The organism is Glaciihabitans tibetensis, from assembly GCF_003003265.1.
Taxonomy (GTDB): Bacteria; Actinomycetota; Actinomycetes; order Actinomycetales; family Microbacteriaceae; genus Glaciihabitans; species Glaciihabitans tibetensis.
In genome coordinates this window covers 58,053-79,695 of record NZ_PVTL01000006.1, presented here as the reverse complement: position 1 = coordinate 79,695, position 21,643 = coordinate 58,053, and the positions used below count along the sequence as shown (strand labels likewise).

Annotated in this window: 18 protein-coding genes; 5 read left to right on the top strand and 13 right to left on the bottom strand. The window is 65.1% G+C overall.

Features of this window, described 5'->3' with window-relative positions:
• Positions 1-5: 5 nt before the first annotated feature.
• The 6 genes from B0I08_RS11840 to B0I08_RS11815 form a co-directional block, all read right to left on the bottom strand.
• Entirely contained in the window at positions 6-653 is a 648-nt protein-coding gene (locus B0I08_RS11840) for a response regulator (RefSeq protein WP_106213105.1), read from the bottom strand.
• Positions 650-1,918 (bottom strand): sensor histidine kinase, encoded by a 1,269-nt coding sequence (locus B0I08_RS11835; protein WP_106213103.1) that lies wholly within the window; start codon positions 1,916-1,918, stop codon positions 650-652. The genes B0I08_RS11840 and B0I08_RS11835 overlap by 4 nt, the downstream gene beginning before the upstream one ends.
• A gap of 137 nt (positions 1,919-2,055) precedes the next feature.
• Complete coding sequence (locus B0I08_RS11830; RefSeq protein WP_106213102.1) at positions 2,056-2,868, bottom strand: ABC transporter permease; 813 nt, start codon at positions 2,866-2,868, stop codon at positions 2,056-2,058.
• Positions 2,865-3,749 (bottom strand): ABC transporter ATP-binding protein, encoded by an 885-nt coding sequence (locus B0I08_RS11825; protein WP_106213100.1) that lies wholly within the window; start codon positions 3,747-3,749, stop codon positions 2,865-2,867. The genes B0I08_RS11830 and B0I08_RS11825 overlap by 4 nt, the downstream gene beginning before the upstream one ends.
• A 58-nt stretch (positions 3,750-3,807) precedes the next feature.
• A complete protein-coding gene (locus tag B0I08_RS11820) occupies positions 3,808-5,565 on the bottom strand; it encodes a DUF222 domain-containing protein (RefSeq protein ID WP_106213098.1) in 1,758 nt (585 codons plus the stop codon).
• Between the two features lie 216 nt (positions 5,566-5,781).
• Complete coding sequence (locus B0I08_RS11815; protein WP_245884773.1) at positions 5,782-6,231, bottom strand: NUDIX hydrolase; 450 nt, start codon at positions 6,229-6,231, stop codon at positions 5,782-5,784.
• A gap of 97 nt (positions 6,232-6,328) precedes the next feature.
• On the opposite strand from B0I08_RS11815, the gene B0I08_RS11810 reads away from it, so the two are divergent.
• Positions 6,329-6,616, top strand: coding sequence for a GNAT family N-acetyltransferase (locus tag B0I08_RS11810; protein ID WP_106213096.1), 288 nt, complete (start codon positions 6,329-6,331; stop codon positions 6,614-6,616).
• Between the two features lie 164 nt (positions 6,617-6,780).
• On the opposite strand, the gene B0I08_RS11805 is transcribed toward B0I08_RS11810, so the two are convergent.
• Positions 6,781-7,014 carry a hypothetical protein gene (locus tag B0I08_RS11805; protein ID WP_106213094.1) on the bottom strand — a complete coding sequence of 78 codons (234 nt, stop codon included), beginning with the start codon at positions 7,012-7,014 and terminating at the stop codon, positions 6,781-6,783.
• Positions 7,015-7,257: 243 nt separating this feature from the next.
• Here B0I08_RS11805 and B0I08_RS18230 point away from each other — a divergent pair, with 243 nt between their 5' ends.
• The 3 genes from B0I08_RS18230 to B0I08_RS11790 all read left to right on the top strand — a co-directional run bounded on the left by B0I08_RS18230 (position 7,258) and on the right by B0I08_RS11790 (position 9,860).
• Complete coding sequence (locus tag B0I08_RS18230; protein WP_342748176.1) at positions 7,258-7,722, top strand: DUF7882 family protein; 465 nt, start codon at positions 7,258-7,260, stop codon at positions 7,720-7,722.
• Positions 7,723-7,824: 102 nt separating this feature from the next.
• Positions 7,825-8,715, top strand: coding sequence for an MOSC domain-containing protein (locus B0I08_RS11795; RefSeq protein WP_106213092.1), 891 nt, complete (start codon positions 7,825-7,827; stop codon positions 8,713-8,715).
• Positions 8,712-9,860 carry a PDR/VanB family oxidoreductase gene (locus B0I08_RS11790; protein WP_106213090.1) on the top strand — a complete coding sequence of 383 codons (1,149 nt, stop codon included), beginning with the start codon at positions 8,712-8,714 and terminating at the stop codon, positions 9,858-9,860. Before B0I08_RS11795 ends, B0I08_RS11790 begins: the two co-directional genes overlap by 4 nt.
• 439 nt (positions 9,861-10,299) lie before the next feature.
• On the opposite strand, the gene B0I08_RS11785 is transcribed toward B0I08_RS11790, so the two are convergent.
• The 4 genes from B0I08_RS11785 to B0I08_RS11770 all read right to left on the bottom strand — a co-directional run bounded on the left by B0I08_RS11785 (position 10,300) and on the right by B0I08_RS11770 (position 18,819).
• Positions 10,300-11,007 carry an HAD family hydrolase gene (locus tag B0I08_RS11785; protein WP_106213088.1) on the bottom strand — a complete coding sequence of 236 codons (708 nt, stop codon included), beginning with the start codon at positions 11,005-11,007 and terminating at the stop codon, positions 10,300-10,302.
• Positions 11,008-11,040: 33 nt separating this feature from the next.
• A complete protein-coding gene (locus tag B0I08_RS11780; protein ID WP_245884772.1) occupies positions 11,041-11,268 on the bottom strand; it encodes a hypothetical protein in 228 nt (75 codons plus the stop codon).
• Between the two features lie 761 nt (positions 11,269-12,029).
• Complete coding sequence (locus B0I08_RS11775; protein ID WP_146134400.1) at positions 12,030-18,467, bottom strand: Ig-like domain-containing protein; 6,438 nt, start codon at positions 18,465-18,467, stop codon at positions 12,030-12,032.
• Positions 18,468-18,543: 76 nt separating this feature from the next.
• A complete protein-coding gene (locus tag B0I08_RS11770) occupies positions 18,544-18,819 on the bottom strand; it encodes a hypothetical protein (RefSeq protein ID WP_106213082.1) in 276 nt (91 codons plus the stop codon).
• On the opposite strand from B0I08_RS11770, the gene panD reads away from it, so the two are divergent.
• A complete protein-coding gene (gene panD / locus B0I08_RS11765) occupies positions 18,806-19,222 on the top strand; it encodes an aspartate 1-decarboxylase (RefSeq protein WP_106213080.1) in 417 nt (138 codons plus the stop codon). The two genes, B0I08_RS11770 and panD, sit on opposite strands and share 14 nt — an antisense overlap.
• A gap of 51 nt (positions 19,223-19,273) precedes the next feature.
• On the opposite strand, the gene B0I08_RS11760 is transcribed toward panD, so the two are convergent.
• Together B0I08_RS11760 and B0I08_RS11755 are read right to left on the bottom strand one after the other, a co-directional pair.
• A complete protein-coding gene (locus B0I08_RS11760) occupies positions 19,274-20,695 on the bottom strand; it encodes a diguanylate cyclase (RefSeq protein WP_106213078.1) in 1,422 nt (473 codons plus the stop codon).
• Positions 20,692-21,495: an alpha/beta fold hydrolase gene (locus B0I08_RS11755; protein ID WP_106213076.1), complete on the bottom strand. Its 804-nt coding sequence runs from the start codon at positions 21,493-21,495 to the stop codon at positions 20,692-20,694. The genes B0I08_RS11760 and B0I08_RS11755 overlap by 4 nt, the downstream gene beginning before the upstream one ends.
• Positions 21,496-21,643: the final 148 nt, after the last annotated feature.

The following is a 21,643-nucleotide window of genomic DNA, read 5'->3' as shown; positions in this document are numbered from 1 at the left end:
ACCACCTACGACCCAACCCGCGGCAGCAGCCCCAGTTCCATCGCGAGCGTGACCGCCCGTGTGCGGTCGTTCACCCCGAGCTTCCCAAAGACGTGCAGCAGGTGCGTCTTCACCGTCGCCTCGCTCACGAAGAGGGACTGCGCAATCGTTCGATTGCTCTGCCCCTGCGCGACCAGTGCGAGCACCTGCGCTTCCCGATCGCTCAGGCTCGCGGCGACAGCGGGTGGCGCCGCGGTCCGGCGCACCAACAGGGCAGCGACAGCCGGCGAGAGCGCGACCTGCCCGCGCGCTACCGACCGGATGCCCGCCAGAATCTCCTCGTGCGGCGCTGCCTTGAGCAAATACCCGCTCGCGCCCGCTTCGATGGCACGCAGAATGCTGTCGTCCGATTCATACGTGGTGAGAATGATGATGCGGATGTCGGGTGCCGCCGCGACAACCCGCGCTGTCGCCTGATCGCCGTCCAACCGGGGCATGCGCAGATCCATCAGCACCAGATCGGGTTTCAGCTCGAGAGCGAGCGTGACCGCCTGCTCGCCGTCAGCGGCCTCGCCAACAACCTCCAGATCCGTCGTCGACTGGAGCAGGGCCACGATCCCGCTGCGCACAATCGGGTGGTCGTCGGCTACCAGGATCCGGAGCGGGCGGGTCACGAGCGCACCTGCGCCGCGCGGTCACGGGAAACTGGAGCACCAGAACTAGCACCAGAATCAGCTCCAGCACCAGCACCAGCACCCGCCGACAGCTCCAGTGGCAGAGTCGCGCGCAGCGTGGTGCCCGCCCCGGGAGCGGTCGCCACGACAAGGGTGCCACCGGCGAGCGCGAGCCTGTCGCGCATACCGGGCAGTCCGTGTCCCGTCGACTGTGCCTCGGCGTCGAAGCCGATGCCGTTGTCGGCTGCTGTCAGCACGACCGCGTCGCCGTCGGCCCGAACGGTTAGAGTCGCGACGGTGGCGGCAGAGTGCTTGCGGATGTTTGCCAGCGATTCCTGCGCCGAGCGAAGCAACACCACCTCGGCGTCACGAGAGAGTCGACCGGGACTGCCCACGTAGGCATCCGCCTCGAACGACGCATTGATGCCCGTGTCGCGGACGAACCGCTCAACAAGACGCCCCAGTGCCGCAACAATCCCCTCTCCCAGCTCCACCGGCGCTCCCGCGGTGACGAGGGAACGCGTCTCTACGAGAGCCTCGCGCGCGTTCGTTTCGAGCGCTTCCAGGCGCCGCTCGAGCGAGCCAAGATCACCGGCCTGCAGCTCCCGCTGCGCGTGCTGCGACAACATCACGATGCCGGTAAGGCTTTGTGCGATGGTGTCGTGGATGTCACGTGCGAGCCGTTCCCGTTCGCTGGTAGCTCCGGATTCCCGGTGCAACTGCGCCAGGCGCCCCTGTGTGACGGTGAGCTCGTCGAGCAGCAGCTGGCGCTCGTCGCTGAGCTGTTCGATCCGGGTCATCCAGATACCCAGCGCTACGCTGCCGACGAGCGAAATCACCTCGATGGTGAGCGCCTGCTGATACGCGCTCGGTGTGCCGTCGAGCGCGTAGACAAAGCCCACGGCGACGGCTATCGCCAGGGCGGCATTAGCGATGACGGCGGCACGAATGCCCGGCATCACCACCCAGATCAGCGGAAAAGCGATGACCTGGATGGTCGCCATGCTGGGGTTGAAGCTCGTCGCGATGCCGGATCCCAGAATCAGCAAGGCGACGAAAGGAACGGCAAACCGAGAGTCGTCCCGTGCGCGTCTGCCCAGCACCACGTAACCAATCGAGATGACGCCCAGCGTGGTCAGAACTGCTGGCGCGCTCGACCCACGCTGGCTGGCGATCAACACCAGCAGCACCATTGTCGCGGAGAAGAAGATGTCCCACCACGGCGCTCCGGACTGACGCGCAGGCCGCGCTTCGGACTCGCGCACTGGCCGCCCTTCGGATTCGCGCACAGGCCGCGCTCTGGGCACTGGCCGCGCTCTGGACCCACGCACCGGCCGAGCTCCTGGCTCGTGCACGGGCGATCCTGCTGGGGTCGTCACCGGGACATCCCACCCTTCCGCATTCAGCTGTCTTTACGAATCCACCGGAACGTCAGCCGCGACGCGATGAGCCCAACCACCAGCCAGACGACCAGCACGATTGCGACTCCGGTGAGGCCCCATTCTCCCCCCTGCTCCTGGCTGGCAAAGCTGTCAGGCAGGAAGACGGAGCGCATGCCCTGCGCCATCCACTTCAGCGGAAACACCGACGCGACGTTCTGAAGCCACTCGGGCAGCATCGAGAACGCGAGGTACACACCGCTGATGAATTGCAGCACGAGCACGATGGGAATGATCACCGCCGTTGCGCTCTTGCCCGTGCGCGGAATCCGCGAAAGTGCGATGCCGAGCACCGCCGACGTGAATATGCCGAGCAGGTACACCCAGGCGAACGTGACCCACTTATCGCCGTCGGTAGGCAGCTCCACATCGAAGGCAAACCGTGCGATCAGCAGCAACAGTCCAATCTGCAGCATCGAGGTGAGGAGCACCTGTCCGATCTTTCCGATGAAGTACGACAGCACCGGCAGCGGCGTTCCGCCGAGGCGTTTGAGGGTGCCATCTCCTCGCTCCACCGCGATGTCCACCGCCAGGTTCTGCACACCGCTGAGCAGGATGCCCGCAGCGATCATCCCCGGGAGGTAGAAGGCGGCCTGTGAGATTCCGCCCGTGCCGTCCGCGTTCGTGCCGACGTTGCCCGTGGCGCTGAACGCCACGGAGAAAATCGAGAGCATCACAATCGGAAAGAGGAAGGTGAAGAAGATGGTGTCACTTTGGCGGAAGTAGACCCGGGTTTCGTAGGTGGCGCGGGTGACGCCGAGGGCGATGGTGTTCATGCGAGCTCCTTGGCGAGATCAGTTGCGGATGCTGCGGCGGCACTAACGAGTCCGAGGTACACGGACTCGAGGCTTGGACGGATGACCTCGAGCCCGTCGGGCTCTTTTCCAAGACGAGCGAAAAGCGCTGCAACGGTGTGGGCGGGTTCGCTCGTGCGTTCCTCGTGCAGCCCGCCGGAATCGCGCCACCGCACGATCGGCACCCTCGCCGCCGGGCCGCCGATTTCGTTGATCTCCCCGATCTCGATGAGGCGCCCTGCCGAGATGATTCCCGCGCGATCACCGAGCTGAGCGGCCTCGTCGAGGTAGTGGGTGGTCAGCAGGATGGTGGTGCCCTCACGCTTGAGCTCTCGGATGAGTTCCCAAAATTCGTGCCGGGCTTCTGGGTCGAACCCGGTCGTCGGTTCGTCGAGGAAGAGCAGTTCGGGCCGCCCGATAACGCCCAGCGCGACATCCACCCTTCGACGCTGCCCACCGGACAGCGCTTTTATGCGTGTCTTGGCCTTGCTCGTCAGCCCGACCGCAGCGATCGTCTCGTCGACATCGCGCGGATTGGGGTAGAAGCGGGCGAAGTGGGTCAGTTGCTCGTGCACGGTGACGTTGCCGCTCTCCCCGGTGGACTGCAGCACGATCCCGAGCTTCGCTTTCCACTCGAGGCCACCATGTTGGGGGTCCACCCCGAGCACTGAAACGTCGCCACCGGTGCGGTCGCGGTAGCCCTCGAGAATCTCAATCAGGGTGCTCTTGCCCGCGCCGTTCGGCCCGAGCAGAGCGAACGTCTCTCCGCGCGCTACATCGAAGCTGACCCCGTCGAGGGCGGTGAACTTGCCATAGGTCTTGCGGATGTCGCGCACCCGAACATGAGCGGAAGAATCAGTCATGGCTCTATAGTGATCGCTCCTCAGGCTGACCGAAACGGTCGATCGGCCAAAGCTCCTATCAACCGAATGGTGGATGCCGCGGGGGCAACGGTGCGCCGACATCAGTAGCCGAGAAGCGGACCAGCTGTTTCATTGCTTCGCTCCGTGACGCCATCTGTCGTGGTGTCTGCTTCGGGTCGACGGATGTCGGCGGGACAAGCCAGTAGGTTGCCCGATCTCGATGGATCTCCCACCCCTGATTGTGCAGCTGCAGATGGTGATATTTGCACATAAGAATGCCGTTGGCGATGTCCGTGCGCCCGTTGTCCCGCTTCCACTGTTCGACGTGATGAACTTCAGTCCAGGAGGGCGGCCGGTCACAGCTCCCGTTTCCGTCGACGTCGCCGCTCCTGCATCCACCATCTCTGGCGGATATCGCGATTCTTTGCTTTTGGTTGAACAGGCGTTGCTCCCGTCCCACGTCGAGCGGCTGGCCCGAATCGTCGACCGGAATCTCACTGGTGCTGCCCGCGCACGTCAGCCGCGCAACTGTCTCGGGTGACACCGGATCGCGCTGGCCTTCGAGCCACCCCGGGCCGAATGTGCTCCCTGCCGGAGCGATGCGTTCGATGCCACTGTCTGCACTCGCTCGCCCATCTGCGCCCGCATCCGCATCATCCCCTGCGCCCGCATCCGCATCATCCCCTGCGCCCGCGGGCTGCGATGCCATCTGGCGCGGCGGACGGGTCGTGAGGATGCGCACCGCGGGCGCTCCTGTGCCGAGCAGCGCGGAGGAGTCCGCGTCGACGCCGATGCGGAGTAGCTGCGCGAACTCGTCTGACGCGAGCTGCTCGGTCGACCGGGCATCCGCAAGAATTCGGTCCGCATGGTGTTGAACCGCGGTGCCCGCACCGTGCCGCGGACCTCCTCGGCGCGGGGACGTCACCCGGTCGAAGACCTCTCCCACTCCGGCGGCCGTCTCGGGGTCCATGAGCCAGACCAGACGAGACATCCCATCCTTTTGCTGCACGAAGGTGAGGGACCGCTTCTGCCGTCGCTCCTCTTCACGCAGGCCGATGCCGGCGAGATCGAGTTCGTCGCGTGCTCGCCGCGCTCGCTCCAGAAGCAGATCAGGATCGAGGGACTCCGCCTCGACGACCAGGCGCCGTGCGGCGCTCAGCAGCGCGCCTTCGGGAACGCCCTCGGTCGGGGTGCCGAGACCGCGCTGAATCGACTCGGCGGCAGCCAAGGACAAACCATGGGTGAGAGCATGCCCGACGGGAGCGAGCCATCCTTGCGCCGGTGCGAACACCGCGCCCGTTATGGGGTCGATTGGTGAAGCGCCATCCGGGGTGGGTGTAGCGGCGATTTGCGTGTCGTGAATGAGGCGGCCTCCGCGAAGAGCCTTCGCAGCGTCCTGCCCGGGCAACCGCCCGACCACTTTCGCCATCTGGATGGGTGTCCGATGGCCCTGCTGTCTCGCTAGCCCTGCGGAGCCGAGCTCCGGGGCCGATCTGCGTTCCAATTGACCGGACACGATCGCGAGACAGGCGTCGGCGAGCCGGTGCAGTTCTGCCGACTGGCCCAGAAGGCCCACGATCGCGTCGTTAGCGAGCCGATCGTAATCAACGACACTTGTTGGAATCTTCCTCAATGCTTCGATCGCTGCGGCAAATGCCGCTGTCACCTCGAGCCCATCTGTGCCAGGTAGCTGTAATCCTTCAGGGTCGAACAGCAGCGAGGCATCGCCCGGCGCGAGACCCGCCACGCTTCCGCGCGCGCCGTCAGGCGCAGCGGCACCCGCCGCGTGAGAGGGCTGAAAGCCTCGAAATGCCATGGATCAAGTCTTCTCTGATCTACTCCCGCGTGACCCGGCTGTCGCAAATCGGTGTGGAGCATCTTTCCCATAGGCGCTGTGGAGGACGAGTCCGACTGGCGGTGAGCCCGCGAACGTGCAGCGGCCAGACCGTCAAGGTGGCCGCCGTCAGCCGCTAAAAGTGGCCGCGGTCACCCCGCAAACCTGGCCGCGGTCACCCCACGAACGTGCCCGCGGTCACCCCACGAACGTGCCCGCGGTCAATCGCGGCAGCAATATGTCGCGCGTGAGCGGCGCGAGAGGCAGCGCGGTTGCCTCCGCCGGCTCGACCCAGACGATTTCTTCGATCTCGGCGGCAGCAGCGACCGTCAGCGAGATCACCCGCGGGAGCGCGAGGTAGAAGGCCTCCGCGTCGACCACGTGGTCGTGCTCGTTCGCGGCAGCGGCGGAGAAACGTCCCCAGTATTCCAGCGCATCCGCGTCGACGACGAGTCCCAGTTCTTCACCAAGCTCACGCACGAGCGCCTCGGACGGCGTCTCCCCGTCGTCGATTTTCCCACCGGCCTGCATAAAACGGGCGGTTCCGCGCTTGCGGACGAGAAGCGCGAGTCCAGCGTCATCCACAATCACGGCAGCGGCTATGCGGATTGTGCGTGGGCCATCTCCCAGCGGCAGATCGAGGTTCACGGTGGCTCCGTCGGAAGTAGAGGTTAGAGAACAACGTCCCACAACGTAGTCGACAATGGCCCAACATTTTCTGGCCTATGGGGAGCACTATGGATGGATGATGGAATTTCGAGACGGCAATGGCAAGTATGAACTCGTCGACAGGGGCACCGTAATTGGCGTCAGCGTCTACCGCGATTCCGGCAACAGGAGGCTGTTCACCCATACCGAGATCGATTCCGAGTACGCGGGCAAAGGACTCGCGAGTCAGCTGGTCAAGTTTGCCCTCGACGACGTTCGCGCGAAGGGCAAACGAGTTGTCGCGATCTGCCCGCTGGTCGTTTCTTTCATCGCAAAAAACCCGGACTATGCCGACCTCGTCGACGAGATTCGCGGCGTCGACTGAGCACCGACTGTTCCCCCTCACCGGCTACCCACTGACTGGCTACCCACTGACTGGCTAACTGGCGACCTGCCCGCCGACTGTCTGCCGGGCTGACGGGCTACCCGGCTGCCCGGCTGCCGGGCTGACGGGCTACCCGGCTACCCGGCTACCCGGCTACCCGCTGCCTACCGTACTGGCTGGCTGGCCTCTCGAATCTTGTCGGAGATGCGGGTCAGCTGTGCCACAGCGTCGGTCGGCGAAAGCCGAGCCGTGCCGACCAGCTCGACCGTGCGCAACAGGTCGAGGTGCTCGGCCGCGGCCAGGCCGGCGATTGATCGCGGCGCGCTGTCGATCGCGGCTTGCGCTCGCAATCTTGCCTCAAGCGACTCACTCGTCCAGTGGAATCCGACTTTGCTCATGTCGGGACTTTAACCCCACCCGGGCGCGACCTAAACCCCTCTTATCCAACTATTAGTGGGTTGACAGACAGTGTTCACCCTGTGCTTAAGCACAGTGTTAAGCACGGGCGAGAAACCGGCACTGTCAAGCCCCTGCACCTCCGCCGTTCGCGACGGTACCGTGGCATCTCATACCGCTCTGCGTTGCGCTGTGCGGAGCACGCACGGTGGGGCAGCGCTGTGAGAACAGAAAGGAGCGGGGCAATGGGCACCCTGTTCTACGGCGAACGCACAGACATTACTTTCGAGGACCGCACACTCTTCCACCTGCAGATTGTCATGGGTGCGAAACTTCGACGCGGCGAGTCCTTCTTTTTCACCTGGAAGGAGGATGTCGCGACAGGCAGTGGCCGGGGGAGCATCTGGATACAGCACTCCATTCCCCTCGTGTTTACGCTCCGTACCAGCCGCCCCATCGCCGTGAACCGTCGATGGCTGGAACAGCTCACCATCTCCGCAAACTCAGCGCAGGGATTGTTCCTCTCCGAAGAACCCCTCGAGGAAGCCGATTCGACGCCGGAAGCCGTCCATCGCCACGAAACGCAGTCGCACGGTCATTCCACCCGCGCCCCCCTCCCGCGCACTGGAGCCACGTCGACCACTCGCACGCCCCCCGCATCGCACGCCGTGGGCTCCACGCACACATCGACCCCCGTCGGCGCGCGCTAGCTCCTTCGGGCTGCGCCCAGCTGCCTCGCCAGCCCGCAACCGGCGCCAGACCGGCTCTTTCGCTACGCTCGCACTAGGCGCACGGCGCGAAGGAGGCTTGTTGTGGCACGGATCACCCACCTGTTTCGGTATCCCATCAAGGGTCTCAGCGCGCAACCTGTCAGTCGCGTCTCCCTGCGCCAGGGCGGCGGGTTTCCCGGCGACCGCATGTTCGCCTTGGCCCGCCCTGACGGTCTCTACAGCGAGACCCGGTTCGTTCCCCTGCCCAAGCGGCAGTACTTCATGTTGATGAAGGACGAGCGGCTGGCAGGCCTGACCACCCACCTTGACGTGGACACTCTCGATCTGACCGTCCGAGTCCGCGGCAACATCGTGCTTGAAGCAAACCTCGGCACCCCGGCGGGCATCCTCCAGCTGCGCCGCTTCTACGCGCGGGTACTCGACCTGCCGTCCGACGCCCTGCCGGTGTTCGCCCAGCAGCCCGGCTACAACTTCAGTGACAGCGCCAAGGCCTCGCGGCAGCTCATGAACTCCCTCTCGTTCATCAATCTCGCCTCCGTGCGTGATCTCGAACAGCGCATCGGGCGCCCCGTCGACCCGCTACGTTTTCGGGCGAACGTCTACCTCGACGGGCTCGAACCGTGGGAGGAGCGGCGGTGGTTCGGCGGGGAGTTCTCCGCCGGCTCCGTTCAGTTTCGCGGCCTCGAAGAGACGACGCGGTGCGCGGCGACCGAGGTGGATCCGCTCACTGCGCGCCGAGACATCCCCCTGCCCCGCCTGCTCGTTGAACACTACGGCGACGACGTGCTGGGCTTCTTCGCGGAAATTCTCGCGGACGGTGAGCTGCACATCGGCGATGAGGTGACCGTGGCCGCGCAGCCGAGCGTCGGCGATGCTCTGCGCGTCGGCGGTGCACCCCGCGTCGGCACTGCACCCCGCGTCGGCGATGCTCTCGCTGAAGCCAGCGACATACCCTTCCCGGTGGTCCGGTGACCACCACCCGCCTCGCCGTGCGCATTCTCGACAAACGCGCCCTCACCGCATCCGTGTTCTCCTTCACCCTGGGTGCAATTGATGAGGCGGGGGCGGATGTCGCTTTGCCCGCGTTCGACGTCGGTGCCCACATCACCGTGGCGACGCCCGGTGGCGCGTCCCGCAGCTACTCGCTGAACAACGATCCCGCCGACCGGTTTCGCTACGTCATCGCCGTTCGTCGGGCGCCGGACGGACGCGGTGGATCCGCAAGCCTGGTGGATGACACGGCCGTCGGTGACACCCTGTTCATCTCAGAGCCGCGGAACACGTTCCCCCTCCATGCGGCTTCGCGCTATCTGCTCATCGCCGCCGGAATCGGTATTACCCCGATTCGGGCGATGTTGCGGTCCATTCTCGCCGTCGGAATCAGCGACGTGCACCTGGTCTACCTGACGCGTTCCGTCGAGGAGACAGCGTTTTACGACGAGCTGACCGACCCGGCGTTAGCCGAATTCGTGACGGTTTACCATCGCGCAGAGCACAACGGCGTGCCGTTTGACTTCTGGCCGCTGGTCGCGGACCCCGGCGAAAGCGCCGCCGACCGCCGCATCTTCTGCTGCGGTCCCGAGGCGCTGCAGGACGAAATTCGCGCGCTGACCATGCACTGGCGCCCCAGTGCCGTTCACTTCGAGGACTTCAACGGAGTCTCCGCGTTCGGCGAACTGACTTCCCCCTTCACCGCCGTGTGGCACCCGTCCGGCCAGCGCATCGCCGTGTCGACCCAGGAGACACTGCTCGACGCGCTTCGGCGGGAGAACATTGAGGTACCGAGCTCATGCGAGAGCGGCACCTGCGGCACCTGCCGGATCAGGCTCATCGCCGGCGCTGCCCTGCACCGCGATGTCGTGCTGGACGCCGACGAGCGAGAGCACTACCTGATGCCGTGCGTGTCCCGCGCGGACGCCGCATCCGTAGACGCGGGAACCGCGGACGCGCGATCCACGGGCGAGCGAGCTGGCGACGCGCCCACTGGCGAGGCAGCTGGCCACGCGTCCGGCGCAGAGGCAGCTGGCGACGCGTCCGGCGCAGAGGCAGCTGGCGACGCGTCCGCCGCCGGCGCCAACGAGCTCATCGTGGGTCCTCTGGACGCGCAGGAGCGCTGAGCTGCACCATCGATCCGCGCCGCAACACTCCCCTGCCGGGCGCCGCCTGACCGCGTCCTTCCAGGCAGCGCGCGATCACAACCCGCACCAAGACTGCGTAGCCAACTCCAGCCGTTATCGCCACCAGCACGCCTGCGGGCGGGGCCAGACGGGCAAGCAATACTGAACCGATTCCGTAGGACAGCACGGCGAAACCCACCGCGGCGCCGACCCACCCAGCCGTCCGGGAGAACCAGCCCTGTCGACCACCGCTCTTTGGGTACAACATGCCCGAACCTTCCGCCTTACCCCCACGTGCACGCTACGGTCGTGGGCGCCGAAGACACAGTGCTTGCGGACCGGGCGGGGCCCCGCTAACGGTGTCGCGGGGCCAGAGTCGCGCCAGCGCCCAGGCCCTGACTCGCACCAGTGGGCGACTGCCCCGAATCGTGCCTCCGGGCTACGACCAGAGTCGCGCGAGCGGGCTCTCCTCCAGCTGGTCGAGCAGCTCGGCGACGTCGCTGTAGGTGGCGATCGCTCCGGCGTCGACCAGTTCTGCACGCGAGACGCCTCCGGTCAGCACCCCGATGCAGGTGACGCCCGCGCTGACCGCCGCCTCGACATCCCACACCGCATCCCCGATCATGATCGTGTTTGACGGGGCAGCACCCGCCTTGCCCAAGGCCACGGCAATGATGTCCGGTGCGGGCTTCGCCGTCTCGACGTCGTCGCCCGAGGTGACCTCGGCGACGTCATCCTCGATGTCGAGAACCGCTCGCAGGTGCTTCAGTTCGGTTTCCGGGGCGGAGGTAGCCAGCACAACCGTGACACCACGCTCAGCGAGCGCCGCGACCAACTCGCGCCCGCCCTCGAAGGCACGCAGGCGGGGCACCATGTCTTCGTAGTAGGACGAGTGCAGCTCGGTTGCCCGTGCAGCGAGGTCGGCGGCGGAGGAGGAAGGTTGCTCAGGCAGGAGGGCGTCAAGGAGTTTCTCCGAGTCCATACCGATGCTCCGGTGCAGACGCCAAGTGTCCACCGGCACGTCAAGATCGGCGAAGGCGTGGGCCCAGGCCTCGACGTGGAGATAGTTCGAATCGACCAGGGTTCCGTCGATGTCGAAGAAGACAGCACGGACCGGAGCCGTTTGCGCGGAGGATCGGTTAGCCATCCGGCTATTCAACTCGGACGAGATGCCAAACTCCTAGGCGTTATTCAGCGCGGCCAGTGAGTCGGTCAGTGAGCCAAATCGCAGGCGTTCGCCGGGACTGCGCAGGCGGGTCAGCTCGTAGTGCCAGCCACGCTTCTCGACGTAGCCAAGCACCCGTTGGGCATCGCCCTGCGGCAGGTCGGCGTCGCAGACACGCCATTCGTGGTCACTCAGTTCCATAACTTCCAGCCGTTGGCGAACGGTCATTGCGGGGTACGACACGCTGTTCCAGCTCTCTGACGGGTGGCCACAGTTTGTTTCTCAGCGAGGCCACGTCGGCTATCAGGTGCGCGTCGACCTCCGGAGCGCTCACACCGCGCAGTCCGGGTCCAGCACCCCCTGATTTGATGTCCCCATCGAAACACAGCCGCCGAGACGCGTCCATGGACTTGACAGCGCCCCTTTTTGCTGTCATCCGAATCGGCGTTCCTCGCCACGTCACCCACAGCCGCTGCCGGTGCTTGTGTCCCTACGAGTCCGAGGTCGAGCCTGCGGTAACAGGGCGGCGGCGCAGAAAACTCAGGTCAAAAGCCACAGCGCCGAGCTGAATTGAGAGAGAACCCGTGACCGAGACATCCACCCAATAAATGTCTGGACACAGTCATCGCGGAAACAGGCGACACCGGATTTTGTTGCGTACGAATACGCCACCCTTCGGGCGCCCCGCGAGCTGGAATCGGTCCACAACGAAACCTTTTGCATTGTTGGCTGGGTCGTTAGGGGTATAAAAGCGTTGGATCGGGCATTTGCGCTTCAGGCCGACCAGCTGATCCTGTGAATTGTTTCAGCCACGCACGCGTCACCGCCAGCGGAACCACCCGGGTGAGCCCGCTCATCGACAGCAGTACGAGATTGTGTTCGAGGCCGGTGAGCGGGCGAGTCACCATCTACATCCACCTTCCGCACTGGGCTGCTGCACCAGACTTCTGCACCAGCCGGGAGGACTTCAGGTGAGCATTCCGGGAGGGTTCCGGCCAGCGCACTTAGTAGCCGGAGTAGGTCGTGGCGAGGTACTTCTTTGCGCCAGTCTCCACACAACTGGTCATCTTGTCGCCGAACCCGTTCCATTGGTCACGCGCATCTCCGGTGTACATCGATGGATTGGAGAGGAACGCGTTCACCAATGCCGCAGCTTCGTCACCGGCGAGTTTGCCAAAGACGGCGCTGCCCGGCAGCCGGATCGGTGCTCCACCCTTGCCGGCGACGTCGTTCGCCAGTTGGGTCTTCATCGCCGCCACGAGCTCTGCGGGACTCGAGTCTTTTGAGACCGTCACCGTACCTGGGGTCAGTGACACGCTGTCGAGCACGCTTTCTCCGTGCGCAAACTTGTTCAAGCAGGTGGACAGGAGGCTAAGTGCATCAAACTGGGCCGCGATCACCTGGGATCCCTTGTCGAAGCCATCGGCGACTGCGCCACCGGCGCCTATCGCGCGCAGACCAACGGCGACACCCTTCAGCGCCCAGCCTGCCGCTTTGACAACGAACGCGTTTGCGAGCAGCACCCCCGTAGCAAAGGTCATCACAGCGGAAACAACACGACCCGCGACGCTGCTCAGGACGTTGCCGAGCTTCTCAACGTCTGAGTAGTTGTGGATGTCGGCTTCGACGTAGCGGTCGCGGTCGATAATCACCCACGCGGTCTCGCCCTCCTCAGCATCGACGCCCTCCCAGCCATCAAAACGATCGGCGTCCTCGGCCTGCAGTTCTACCTGGGCGCCTCTCAAAAACCTGTTGGCGGCACCACCAGGGCAGTTGCCCGCTGTGGTGATCGAGGCGTCACCAACGGACAGCGTGAAACACACCGTCTGGAGGTTGAACTCGGTCGGACCAGAAACCACACCGGCCGCGCTGACCGTGCGCACCGGACCGATTCCTTCGGCGTTGCCGATGACGGAGTAGCCGAACTCGCCCTCGGCAGAGATCACTGTCTTGGTTGTGCGGTTGTGGCGCGTCCACAGCGGCGGGCATCCACCGTCGTCTTCCACGAGAGCGGTCGCAAGCTCCCGGCTCGGGATTGTGACAGCGCCGGAGTCATCGTGAATCCGCACCTCCACACCCAGCGGCGCGCAGTACTCGAGGCGGTAGGGCAGAGTGCCAACCACCTTCGCGACACCCGCGACATAGGTGTCACTCGTCACATCCGTCGTGAGAGCCGTGAGGCCCGGCGCACCATTGATGGGTATCGGATTGAGCTCTACCGTCTGGCCCGGAGCGATCAGGTTTTTGTCGTTGCAGAACGGTTCATCGGCGGAACCCGGAAGGATGACGAACCCACCGCCCTGCGGCAGCGTCACGTTCGGCGCAGCACAGTTCAGCATGGACCAGTCAGCGGTGACGGTGATGCTGCCCACAACCTTCTCGAGATCGAGCACAGGACCATCCGCGCGCCCGACCAGCGACGCGACGTCACCGCGAGAAGCGTGCACCATGGTCGACAATCCGGTGGTTGTGTCAGTTGACCAGTAGACCTGCGACGCGCCCAGCATAAAGTCGCGACCCCCGAAGCGGGCAGACACCCGGGCCTCGTCTGTTTCAACGTCGACCCGTCCCGAAGCTACGAACGAGTTGGTGACAGATTTCACGTGGTAGAAGCCGCTGGGAGTGAACGTGGACGTGCGCTCCTCCGCGATACCACCACAGCCGGTCTCGGTGCCCCAGCCGGTGGCGAAGGCGCCCTCAGGAACTCGTTCTTCCGTTGTTTCGTAGGAAGCGATCAATGACCGCGAGATGACGGTCACGGAGACACACTCCACGCGACTGAACCGGGCGGTTACCTCGAAACGGGCCGTTTCAGGAACCTCCACGGAGAGGGTTCGCTCCACCTTTGTCTGACTCAGTCTTCCGACGGAAACAACCTTTCGTTGCTCGTCGGTGAGTGGCACAATCCCGCTGCTTGTCAGCCAGGATTCGAGCACAGTGTCGTCGTCGGCGGTGGCGATCACACTGAGGCGGGTGCCCGGAACGTATCCGGGACTGCCGTCGTAGGCGACACATTCGCCGGTGGCGGGCAACAGGTTAGCGCTGGCCAGGGGACGAACCGCGCTCAGCAGGCTCACGTTTCCCCCATCCGGCTGCAGAAAATCGGTGCGCACGCAGTCCTGAACAGAGAACGTTGCCGACACCGTGCGGTCGGCATCCATCGTGACCTTGCCGACCACCTCGTTCACCATGGTGGCGCCCACAAATGGGCCGTCGAGCACGTATTTTGGTTCCTCGGTTCTGGCATCCGCTCGCACGTACACCACCGTTCCGGCGGCGTACCGGGGCCTGGAGTTGTTCCAGTCGACGATCTCCTCAGCGGTGGGCATGTTCGGATCGGTGCAGTTGGGCGCGGTGATCGCCGTGAGCCTCCCGCCCGCGGACTGGCTCTCAATACGGGAGGGCGTCACCTGCAGGGTGAAGCACTCAACGACCGGAAGCGTGCCGACAGCCATCAGTGTGGTTTCGCCCGTGATCACCAACACGAGCGGTACCGACCGGTCAGTCAGGTCAGCACCGTTGAGGGTCCAGTGGTCGAAGATGTTCCCTTCGGCCACGATCGGAGTGACCCGCAGGGTGGACCCGGTGCGAACGCCGGTCTGGTTGCCTCCACAGCGCGTGGCCGAGGTGTAGTCGACGGTGCCGTCGATAAACGGGTACACACACAGGCTCGCCGACTGCGTTGTGCCGTCGACCGTGGCCGGCGGGGCGCCGTCAAAGGACACAAACCGCACCGAGTAGTTGGTGGTGATGGGGGTGCTGACCGCCTTTGTTGTCGGGGTCAGCGTGCAGCTGCCCGCGAGCGCGGGTCCGCTGCACGCGGCGTTGGCGATCGTGACAGCGACGGTGCCGGAGGCCGGCTGGGCGCTGGTACGGGTGCTCCAGGTGGCGGTGATGGGTTCGCCGTAGACCCAGTCCTCGATCGTGGGCGAGAAGCTGACCGTGAGCGCCGAGGTACGGGGAGCCGCGGTGAAGGTGACCTGGCTGGTCGACGTTGTGTTGTTCGAGTCTCCGGAGTACACAGCGGTGAACGTGTTTATTCCCGTGCGCACCTCGCTGCCCGGAATAACGCAAGGCACGTCCTGCACACAGCGCACACCCGCAACCGTCAGTGTGCCGGTGGGGGCGGGGCTGCGCTGGGGACCTTCCTGCACAATCCTCGCGGAGACCGTCACGGGCTCCCCCGCACGGGCAGACGACATCATGACCACAGAAACCGAGGTGGGACGAATAAGCACGGAGGCAGTCGCTGTAGTCGATGCGGCGCTGGTGTCGATCCCGTCGCCCGGAATCGAGGCGGTGACGTTCAGCGAACCAACCTGGCTGGTCGGCACCGACACGGTCCCGCGGAATGGGTCGGTACCTGTGCCCCTGGTGAGGGAAATCTTCCACGGCATACCGTCAATGACCACGGTCGCTGCCTGGGAACGGGACAACCCGTCGTAGCCGCCGCTGGGATAGGCGGTTATACCGACGTTGAGAGTCTGGCCCACCACCACCGACGGGATGTTCAGTGCCAGGGTGGTCTCGGGCGCCGCGACCACAATGACCAACGGGGCGCTGGTAGCAATCCCGCCCAACGTGCCGTAGCTTGCGGAGGCGACAATGCTGAGCGCGCCTGGGCGCAGGTTGCTGACCCGGAGCTCACCCCTGTAGCCGTTTCCGCTTGCGGTGTCGTTCAGAGTGACCTGACCAAGATATGCACCGTTGCCGTCGCGTACGTCGACGATCGCGCCCACGGCCAACCCGGTTGATCCGGGTGCGATCCACTCGGCCGTGACCTGCACCAGAATCGCGCCGCCCGCTACGGGGTCTCCGCGTGAGGTGACCACCAGGTTCGGCACGATCCGCACGGGCGCTGCCACGGTCACCGGAACGGTGGACGAGTAGGCGGTCGCCATTTCGCTCTGTGGGGTGAAAAACACTGCCGCGCCGATCTTGTGCGCGCCTTCAACGTCAATCGTCACCACGGCATCGCCGTGGCCAGCCTGGTCAAGAGTGGCACTACCGATGGTTCGCACGTCACCGTTGGGAGCGGTGTCGGTGATCATCACTGCCGAAACCGTCGACACCGGAACGTTGGTGACGTCTACGTTTACGGCGAAAGGTGTGCCGCTGAAGACATCCATCGGAGCGCTCACAGAAACGCTGGGGGTATATGGCGGAAGCACAAGGTCCGGAACCATGTCTCCACGCCACGCGTAGGTTCGGTCTGGGCCCTGGGTGTTCGAGAGGAACTCGATGCCCAAAGGTGGGAACGGGTCGGGGAGAATCACCCGAAATTGAACGGAGCCGTTGATGAGGGGCTCCCGCGCGATCATGGCGCCACCCACGTCACTGAGTTGCACAACGCCGGACGGCACCGGGCGCCCTTCGGCGGCGGGGTAGGTGACCGTGAGGTAGCGCTCGAGGGGATCGGACAGGTCGCCCGACCAGATCATGCTGGGCGCGGGCAGCTGCACCCGGGAGAGCTGCACGTGTGTTGTGCCCGATGAACCAGAGTAGAGAAAACTGGAATCGAAGTACGACGCTTCCGCCACGATCGTTGCGGTGTCGTCCGCACCCAGGTCGTCCGCGGTCGGAATCCATGTGAAGGAGGCGGAGCGCGAGGCATTCACTGCGGCGGAACCGAGGAGCTTGTTTCCCGCGTAGAACGTGACACGACCCACTGTCGGGGTAGCGCCTGTACTCGTCCGCACGCTCGCAGAGAACGTGACGGGCTTGCCGAACTCCATGCCCGACTGGCTGGTCATCAGCGTCATCGTTGTTGGGGCGGTCGTCACCCGAAGTGAAGCAGCTGTTGCGGTCGCTTCCGCGTTAAGCCCGTCGCCCACCACAGTGGCCGACACAACGTGGTTGCCCGGACGAAGCCCGGTTACGTTTACGGTCGCGGCCGCGGCGCCACTGACAATCTGGATAATTTCCGACGACAGGAGCGCGTTTGTCGCGGTGTTGCGCACCTCGAGGGTGCGCGGCCCGTCGAGAGACGAGGCCACGGTCACGCTAAGCGGTGCCGGAATGCCGTACTCAATCGACGTCGTCGAGAAAGCCGCCGTCACGCTGGTTGCGGCAGCGACTGCCCGCAGGAACGGTGACGGCGCCACGGCGGGGGCCGCCCCCGGGGCTGCGGTCGGAGCAGGTACCGGGGCAGTATCCGGAGCAGGCTCCGGGGCCGGAGCAGTAGTCGGGGCAGGTTCAACCGTCTGCACCACGGGGCCGGAGGTGCTCACACTGGCCGTCGCATCCGCGGGGGTGTACTCAAACCGGAACGAGCGCTCGCCCACCTCAAGCGACACATCAACCAGTGCAGCGGTTGCGATGGACGCGATGTCGCTGGCGACGAGGGCAGTCGGCAGGCCGAACGCTACGTCTCCGTCGAAAAACTGGACAGAGCCCGCGGGGGTTCCGTCGTCGCTGGCGTCCGCAGCATCCACCTCGGCGCTGACCGTGAACAACGATCCGTCCGAGGTGGCGCTCGGCGTGATGCTCGCGGTAAGCACGGGCTCGCCGATGACGGCGGCGGAAGCGGGCGCCGACACGGTGCCGGGAACAATCGCGAGCACCATGGCTGCCACCACCAGCATGGCGACCTGGGTGAACCGCTGGCTGCCGAGGCGCCAGCCGCGCCGCGCCTCCGTGATTGGGGCAACGGGTGTGGTCGGCGGCAGAATCACCGCGACGATGAATCCGAGGCATGCCACCAGCAGGGCAAGAGCGACGGCGGTCGCCAGCAACCCCAGACCGTCGTGTCCTGCTCCTTCGAGCGCGCTGGACGCGGCGGTGCCTGCCCAGGTGAGCGCGGTGGACACCCCGGCGGCCACAATCACGTTCGCGAGCAGGGGCAACCAGCGCGCGGTCACAATGGCCACGGCCGCCCGCAGGAGCCCTCGGAGTCCGCGTGGACGTTCCAGGGATGCCGCAATTACGGCGGGCACCAGCGCAACAGCAAACACAAGAGGGAGTAGGGGGATGCCGCAGACGAGAGCGCGGCGAACACCGGACTTGCCGCGCACACGCAACGCCAGCGCGGTCACCAGCGCTCCCACCACCAGCAGGGGCCAGGCAACAGCGGCGAGCAGGATCGCAACGATCACAAGGACGAGTGCGGCAAGCAGCCGCGGAAGCGCACGGAGCGCGGTGAGAAGGGCGCCACCCACGCGGGGCCGCACCACCACCGCGGCGACGGCGATAATTCCAAACAACAGCATCAGAACGGCGATGCCCGCCACAACGACACCCACCGTGCTCGCCCAGCCGATGGTCAACGCGGCGCTTTCAAGGTAGCCGTCGCCGACGATGGCACCCAGGCCAACTAGCAACACAATCGCGAGCAGCGGTGCCGCAATCACGGCTATCGCCGCCACGGCAGCAACCCGCCCGAGAGTAGTCGCTCGCACGGCCGACCGAAGTCGAATGTGCAACGGGGTCCATCTGGAGGACATGGTGCCGCCGATCGTTAGCGGCACAACACGGACGATCCCGGCGATTACCTCGGTCGAGAATATGGGCACAGGCGATTCACAGCAAGCCGCCCGTTCGGGGGTCACGTCGGCTCAACAACATCCCCTCGAACGTTCTCGTCTGGGGAGCTGTATGCACGCGCTGACCGAACGCGGCCGCTCGGTGCCCGGTCGGTATCTCGCTCGCTTTGCTGTCGGTGCCGATCGTGTCATCCGTGATTGTGATCAGTCCCGCCTCGACACAACCGCCGACGTTGCCAACCATCTTGCCGACCATCTCGTCGACGGCACCACGACGGCCAGCGGGGATACGCTGGGGTGTGATCCTCACCATGTTTGCCTCAAAAATCCACCGCGCTCGCGTTACCCACTCTGACCTCCACTACGTCGGCTCCCTCACCGTCGACCTCGACCTCCTCGATGCGGCGCAGATGCTGCCGGGCCAGCAGATCAGCGTGGTGGACGTCGACAACGGCGAGCGGTTCGAGACCTACCTCATCGCGGGCGAGCGCGGCTCCGGTGTGATCGGGGTGAACGGCGCCGCAGCGCACAAGGCCCAGATCGGTGACACGGTCATCCTGATCACCTACGCCGGGATGAGCCGCGCCGAAGCGCTGAGCTTCGCACCGGTTGTGGTGCACGTCGACGAGCACAACGCCATCGTCCACATCGGACACGACCCGGCCGCGGCGACCGAGGGCACCGAAGTTCCGCCGCTCTCACTTCCGCGCGGCTAAAGCCTGCTCCTACAGAACTGCACCTACAGCGACTGCTCTCACAACACGCGCCTACAGCAACACCTGCGTGGTGCGGTCGCGGCCGAGGCGTTTCGACTCGTACATCGCGGCGTCCGCGGCGCCGATCAGACCATCGACCGTCGTTGGCTCGTGGGATGCCTCGTGCACGGCGATCCCGATGCTGGCACTGACCGCAAACCCCTCGGCCTCCGGGTAGGGCAGACGAATCTCGCGATGAATGCGGGCCGCGATCGCGGCGGATTCGCGTTCACCCGTGTCGTGACAGATCACCACAAACTCGTCCCCGCCGTAACGCCCGACGAAGTCCGCTGCACGCACCGATGCGCTCAGACGCTTCGCAACCTCGCGCAGCACGGCATCTCCCTCACGGTGGCCGAGCTGATCGTTGACCGCCTTGAACCCGTCGAGGTCGATGAACATCACGGAAACCGGACGGAAGGTGTTTGCCGACGACGAGACGGCGAGCGCGATGCTTTCGCGAACGAACGCCCGGTTGGCAAGGCCCGTGAGCTGGTCATGCAGAGCGGCGTACGCGAGCTGATCCTGGGCCCGCATTCGGGTCAGTCCCTGGCTCGCCTGGCGAGCCACCGACAAAACCATCTCGGTCTCGCTCGACGTGAACGAGCGTTCGCGCCCGAAGAAAGCCGCGGTCACACCGATCGGAGTGGCGTCGTTCATGATCGGGAAAACCGCGACGCAGTGCAGCCGGGCTTCGCGGAGCGCGCTCGTCACGAGCGGATACTGTTTCCGGTCCTCGTCGCTTCTACCGACAACGACCGGCCTCTCGAGCTGCAGCACCGCGTTTCCCACGCGATTCGACTCTTCGCGGATGAGCACGTCGAGTGGGTTGGTTCCCGCGACGACTTCGAGCTCCCCCGCTGAGTTCACGAGGGCCACACACACGGCGGCCGCAACCAGCGCATCTTCGAGAATCGACGCGAGAATTTGCGCGATCAACGCCTCCGTGTCGCTCGTCGCGAAGGCCGCCGAGGCACCCTGCAGGATCGCAACTCGCGCAGAAAGGCTTTCGGCCGTGCGCTGCGCGGCGCGCAACTCCTGCTCGTAGCTGACCCGGCTGGAGGCGTCGAGTACCCCGATGCGCACCTCCGAGAGGTTGCCACGCTCGTCGAGCACGCTCGCCGCGTTGATGAGGACGGGCAGCGTCGGGCCGGCGGCCGTGACGAGCTGCAATGACATCTCGTTCGCCGTGCCCTGAAGACCCAGCACCGGACGATGCCGGGTTTCATAGAGCAGCTGCGACCCAGGCGTGAGCAGGTTCCGAAAGGGCTGGCCGACAAGCTGGTGCTCTTCGTACCCTCCCCAAGCCAGGAGCGTCCCGTTGACCCGGAGGATGAGGTCTTCGTGGTCGGTGATCAGATAGCCGAAGGGAGCGCTCTGGTACAGGGCCTCGAAGTATCCCGTGTCGGGTGAGGGCGACGGATCGGTGCTCACGACAGAAAGTCTCGGATCGCGGTGACCACCTGGTCCGGTGCCGAGAGGTGCGCGCAGTGTCCCGTCACGGGCAATACCACGAGCTTGCTGCCTGCCACGTGCTTGGCCACGTATTCGCCCACGGCCACGGGGGCGATGACATCATCGCGCGACTGCACGACGAGTGTGGGCACGGTGACGTCGTCGAGATCCGGTCGGTTGTCGGAGAGGAAGGTCACGCGTGCGAAGTGGCGGGCGATCGTCGGATCGGTCCTGCAGAAGCTCTCGTTGAGTTCATCGCTCAGCTCGGGCTGCTCGGCGGCCCCCATCATCACGGGAGCCATGGTCTCCGACCACCCGAAGTAGTTCGCATCGAGGACATCAAGGAGCCCGTCAATGTCGACCTGGCTGAAACCGCCCGTGTAGTCATCCGTGTCGACATAGCGCGGAGACGGACCGACCAAGATCAGCGCGGCAAATCGGGACGGTTCGCGGTTTGCGGCGAGCATGCCGATGATTCCGCCGACCGAGTGGCCGACCAAAACCACGTCGGTCAGGTCGAGCTGCTCGACGATCTCGACGACGTCGCTGGCGTATCCCTCGAGGGAGTCGTACTTGCCCGGACGGTAGGCGGTGACGTCGGATTTTCCCGCACCGACATGATCAAACAGCACGACCTGGTGATCGACGGCAAAATGCGGGGCGACGCGGCGCCACATGTCCTGGCTGCATCCGAACCCGTGGGCGAAGACAATGGGGCGACCCGAGCCGTGAATCGTGACGTTGTTGCGTGCCACTACATCGACCGCGCTGGACGCCATGCCACCCACCAATCTGACGCTGCCGAGCCGTGAACCTCAAGATGTTCAGAACCTCAAGATGTTCAGAGTAACGGATCTACCGACCCGTTCTGCTCGACCCGATATACGCGCAGATCGTGCGCGCACAGCAATACTCGCGGGCGCGGCA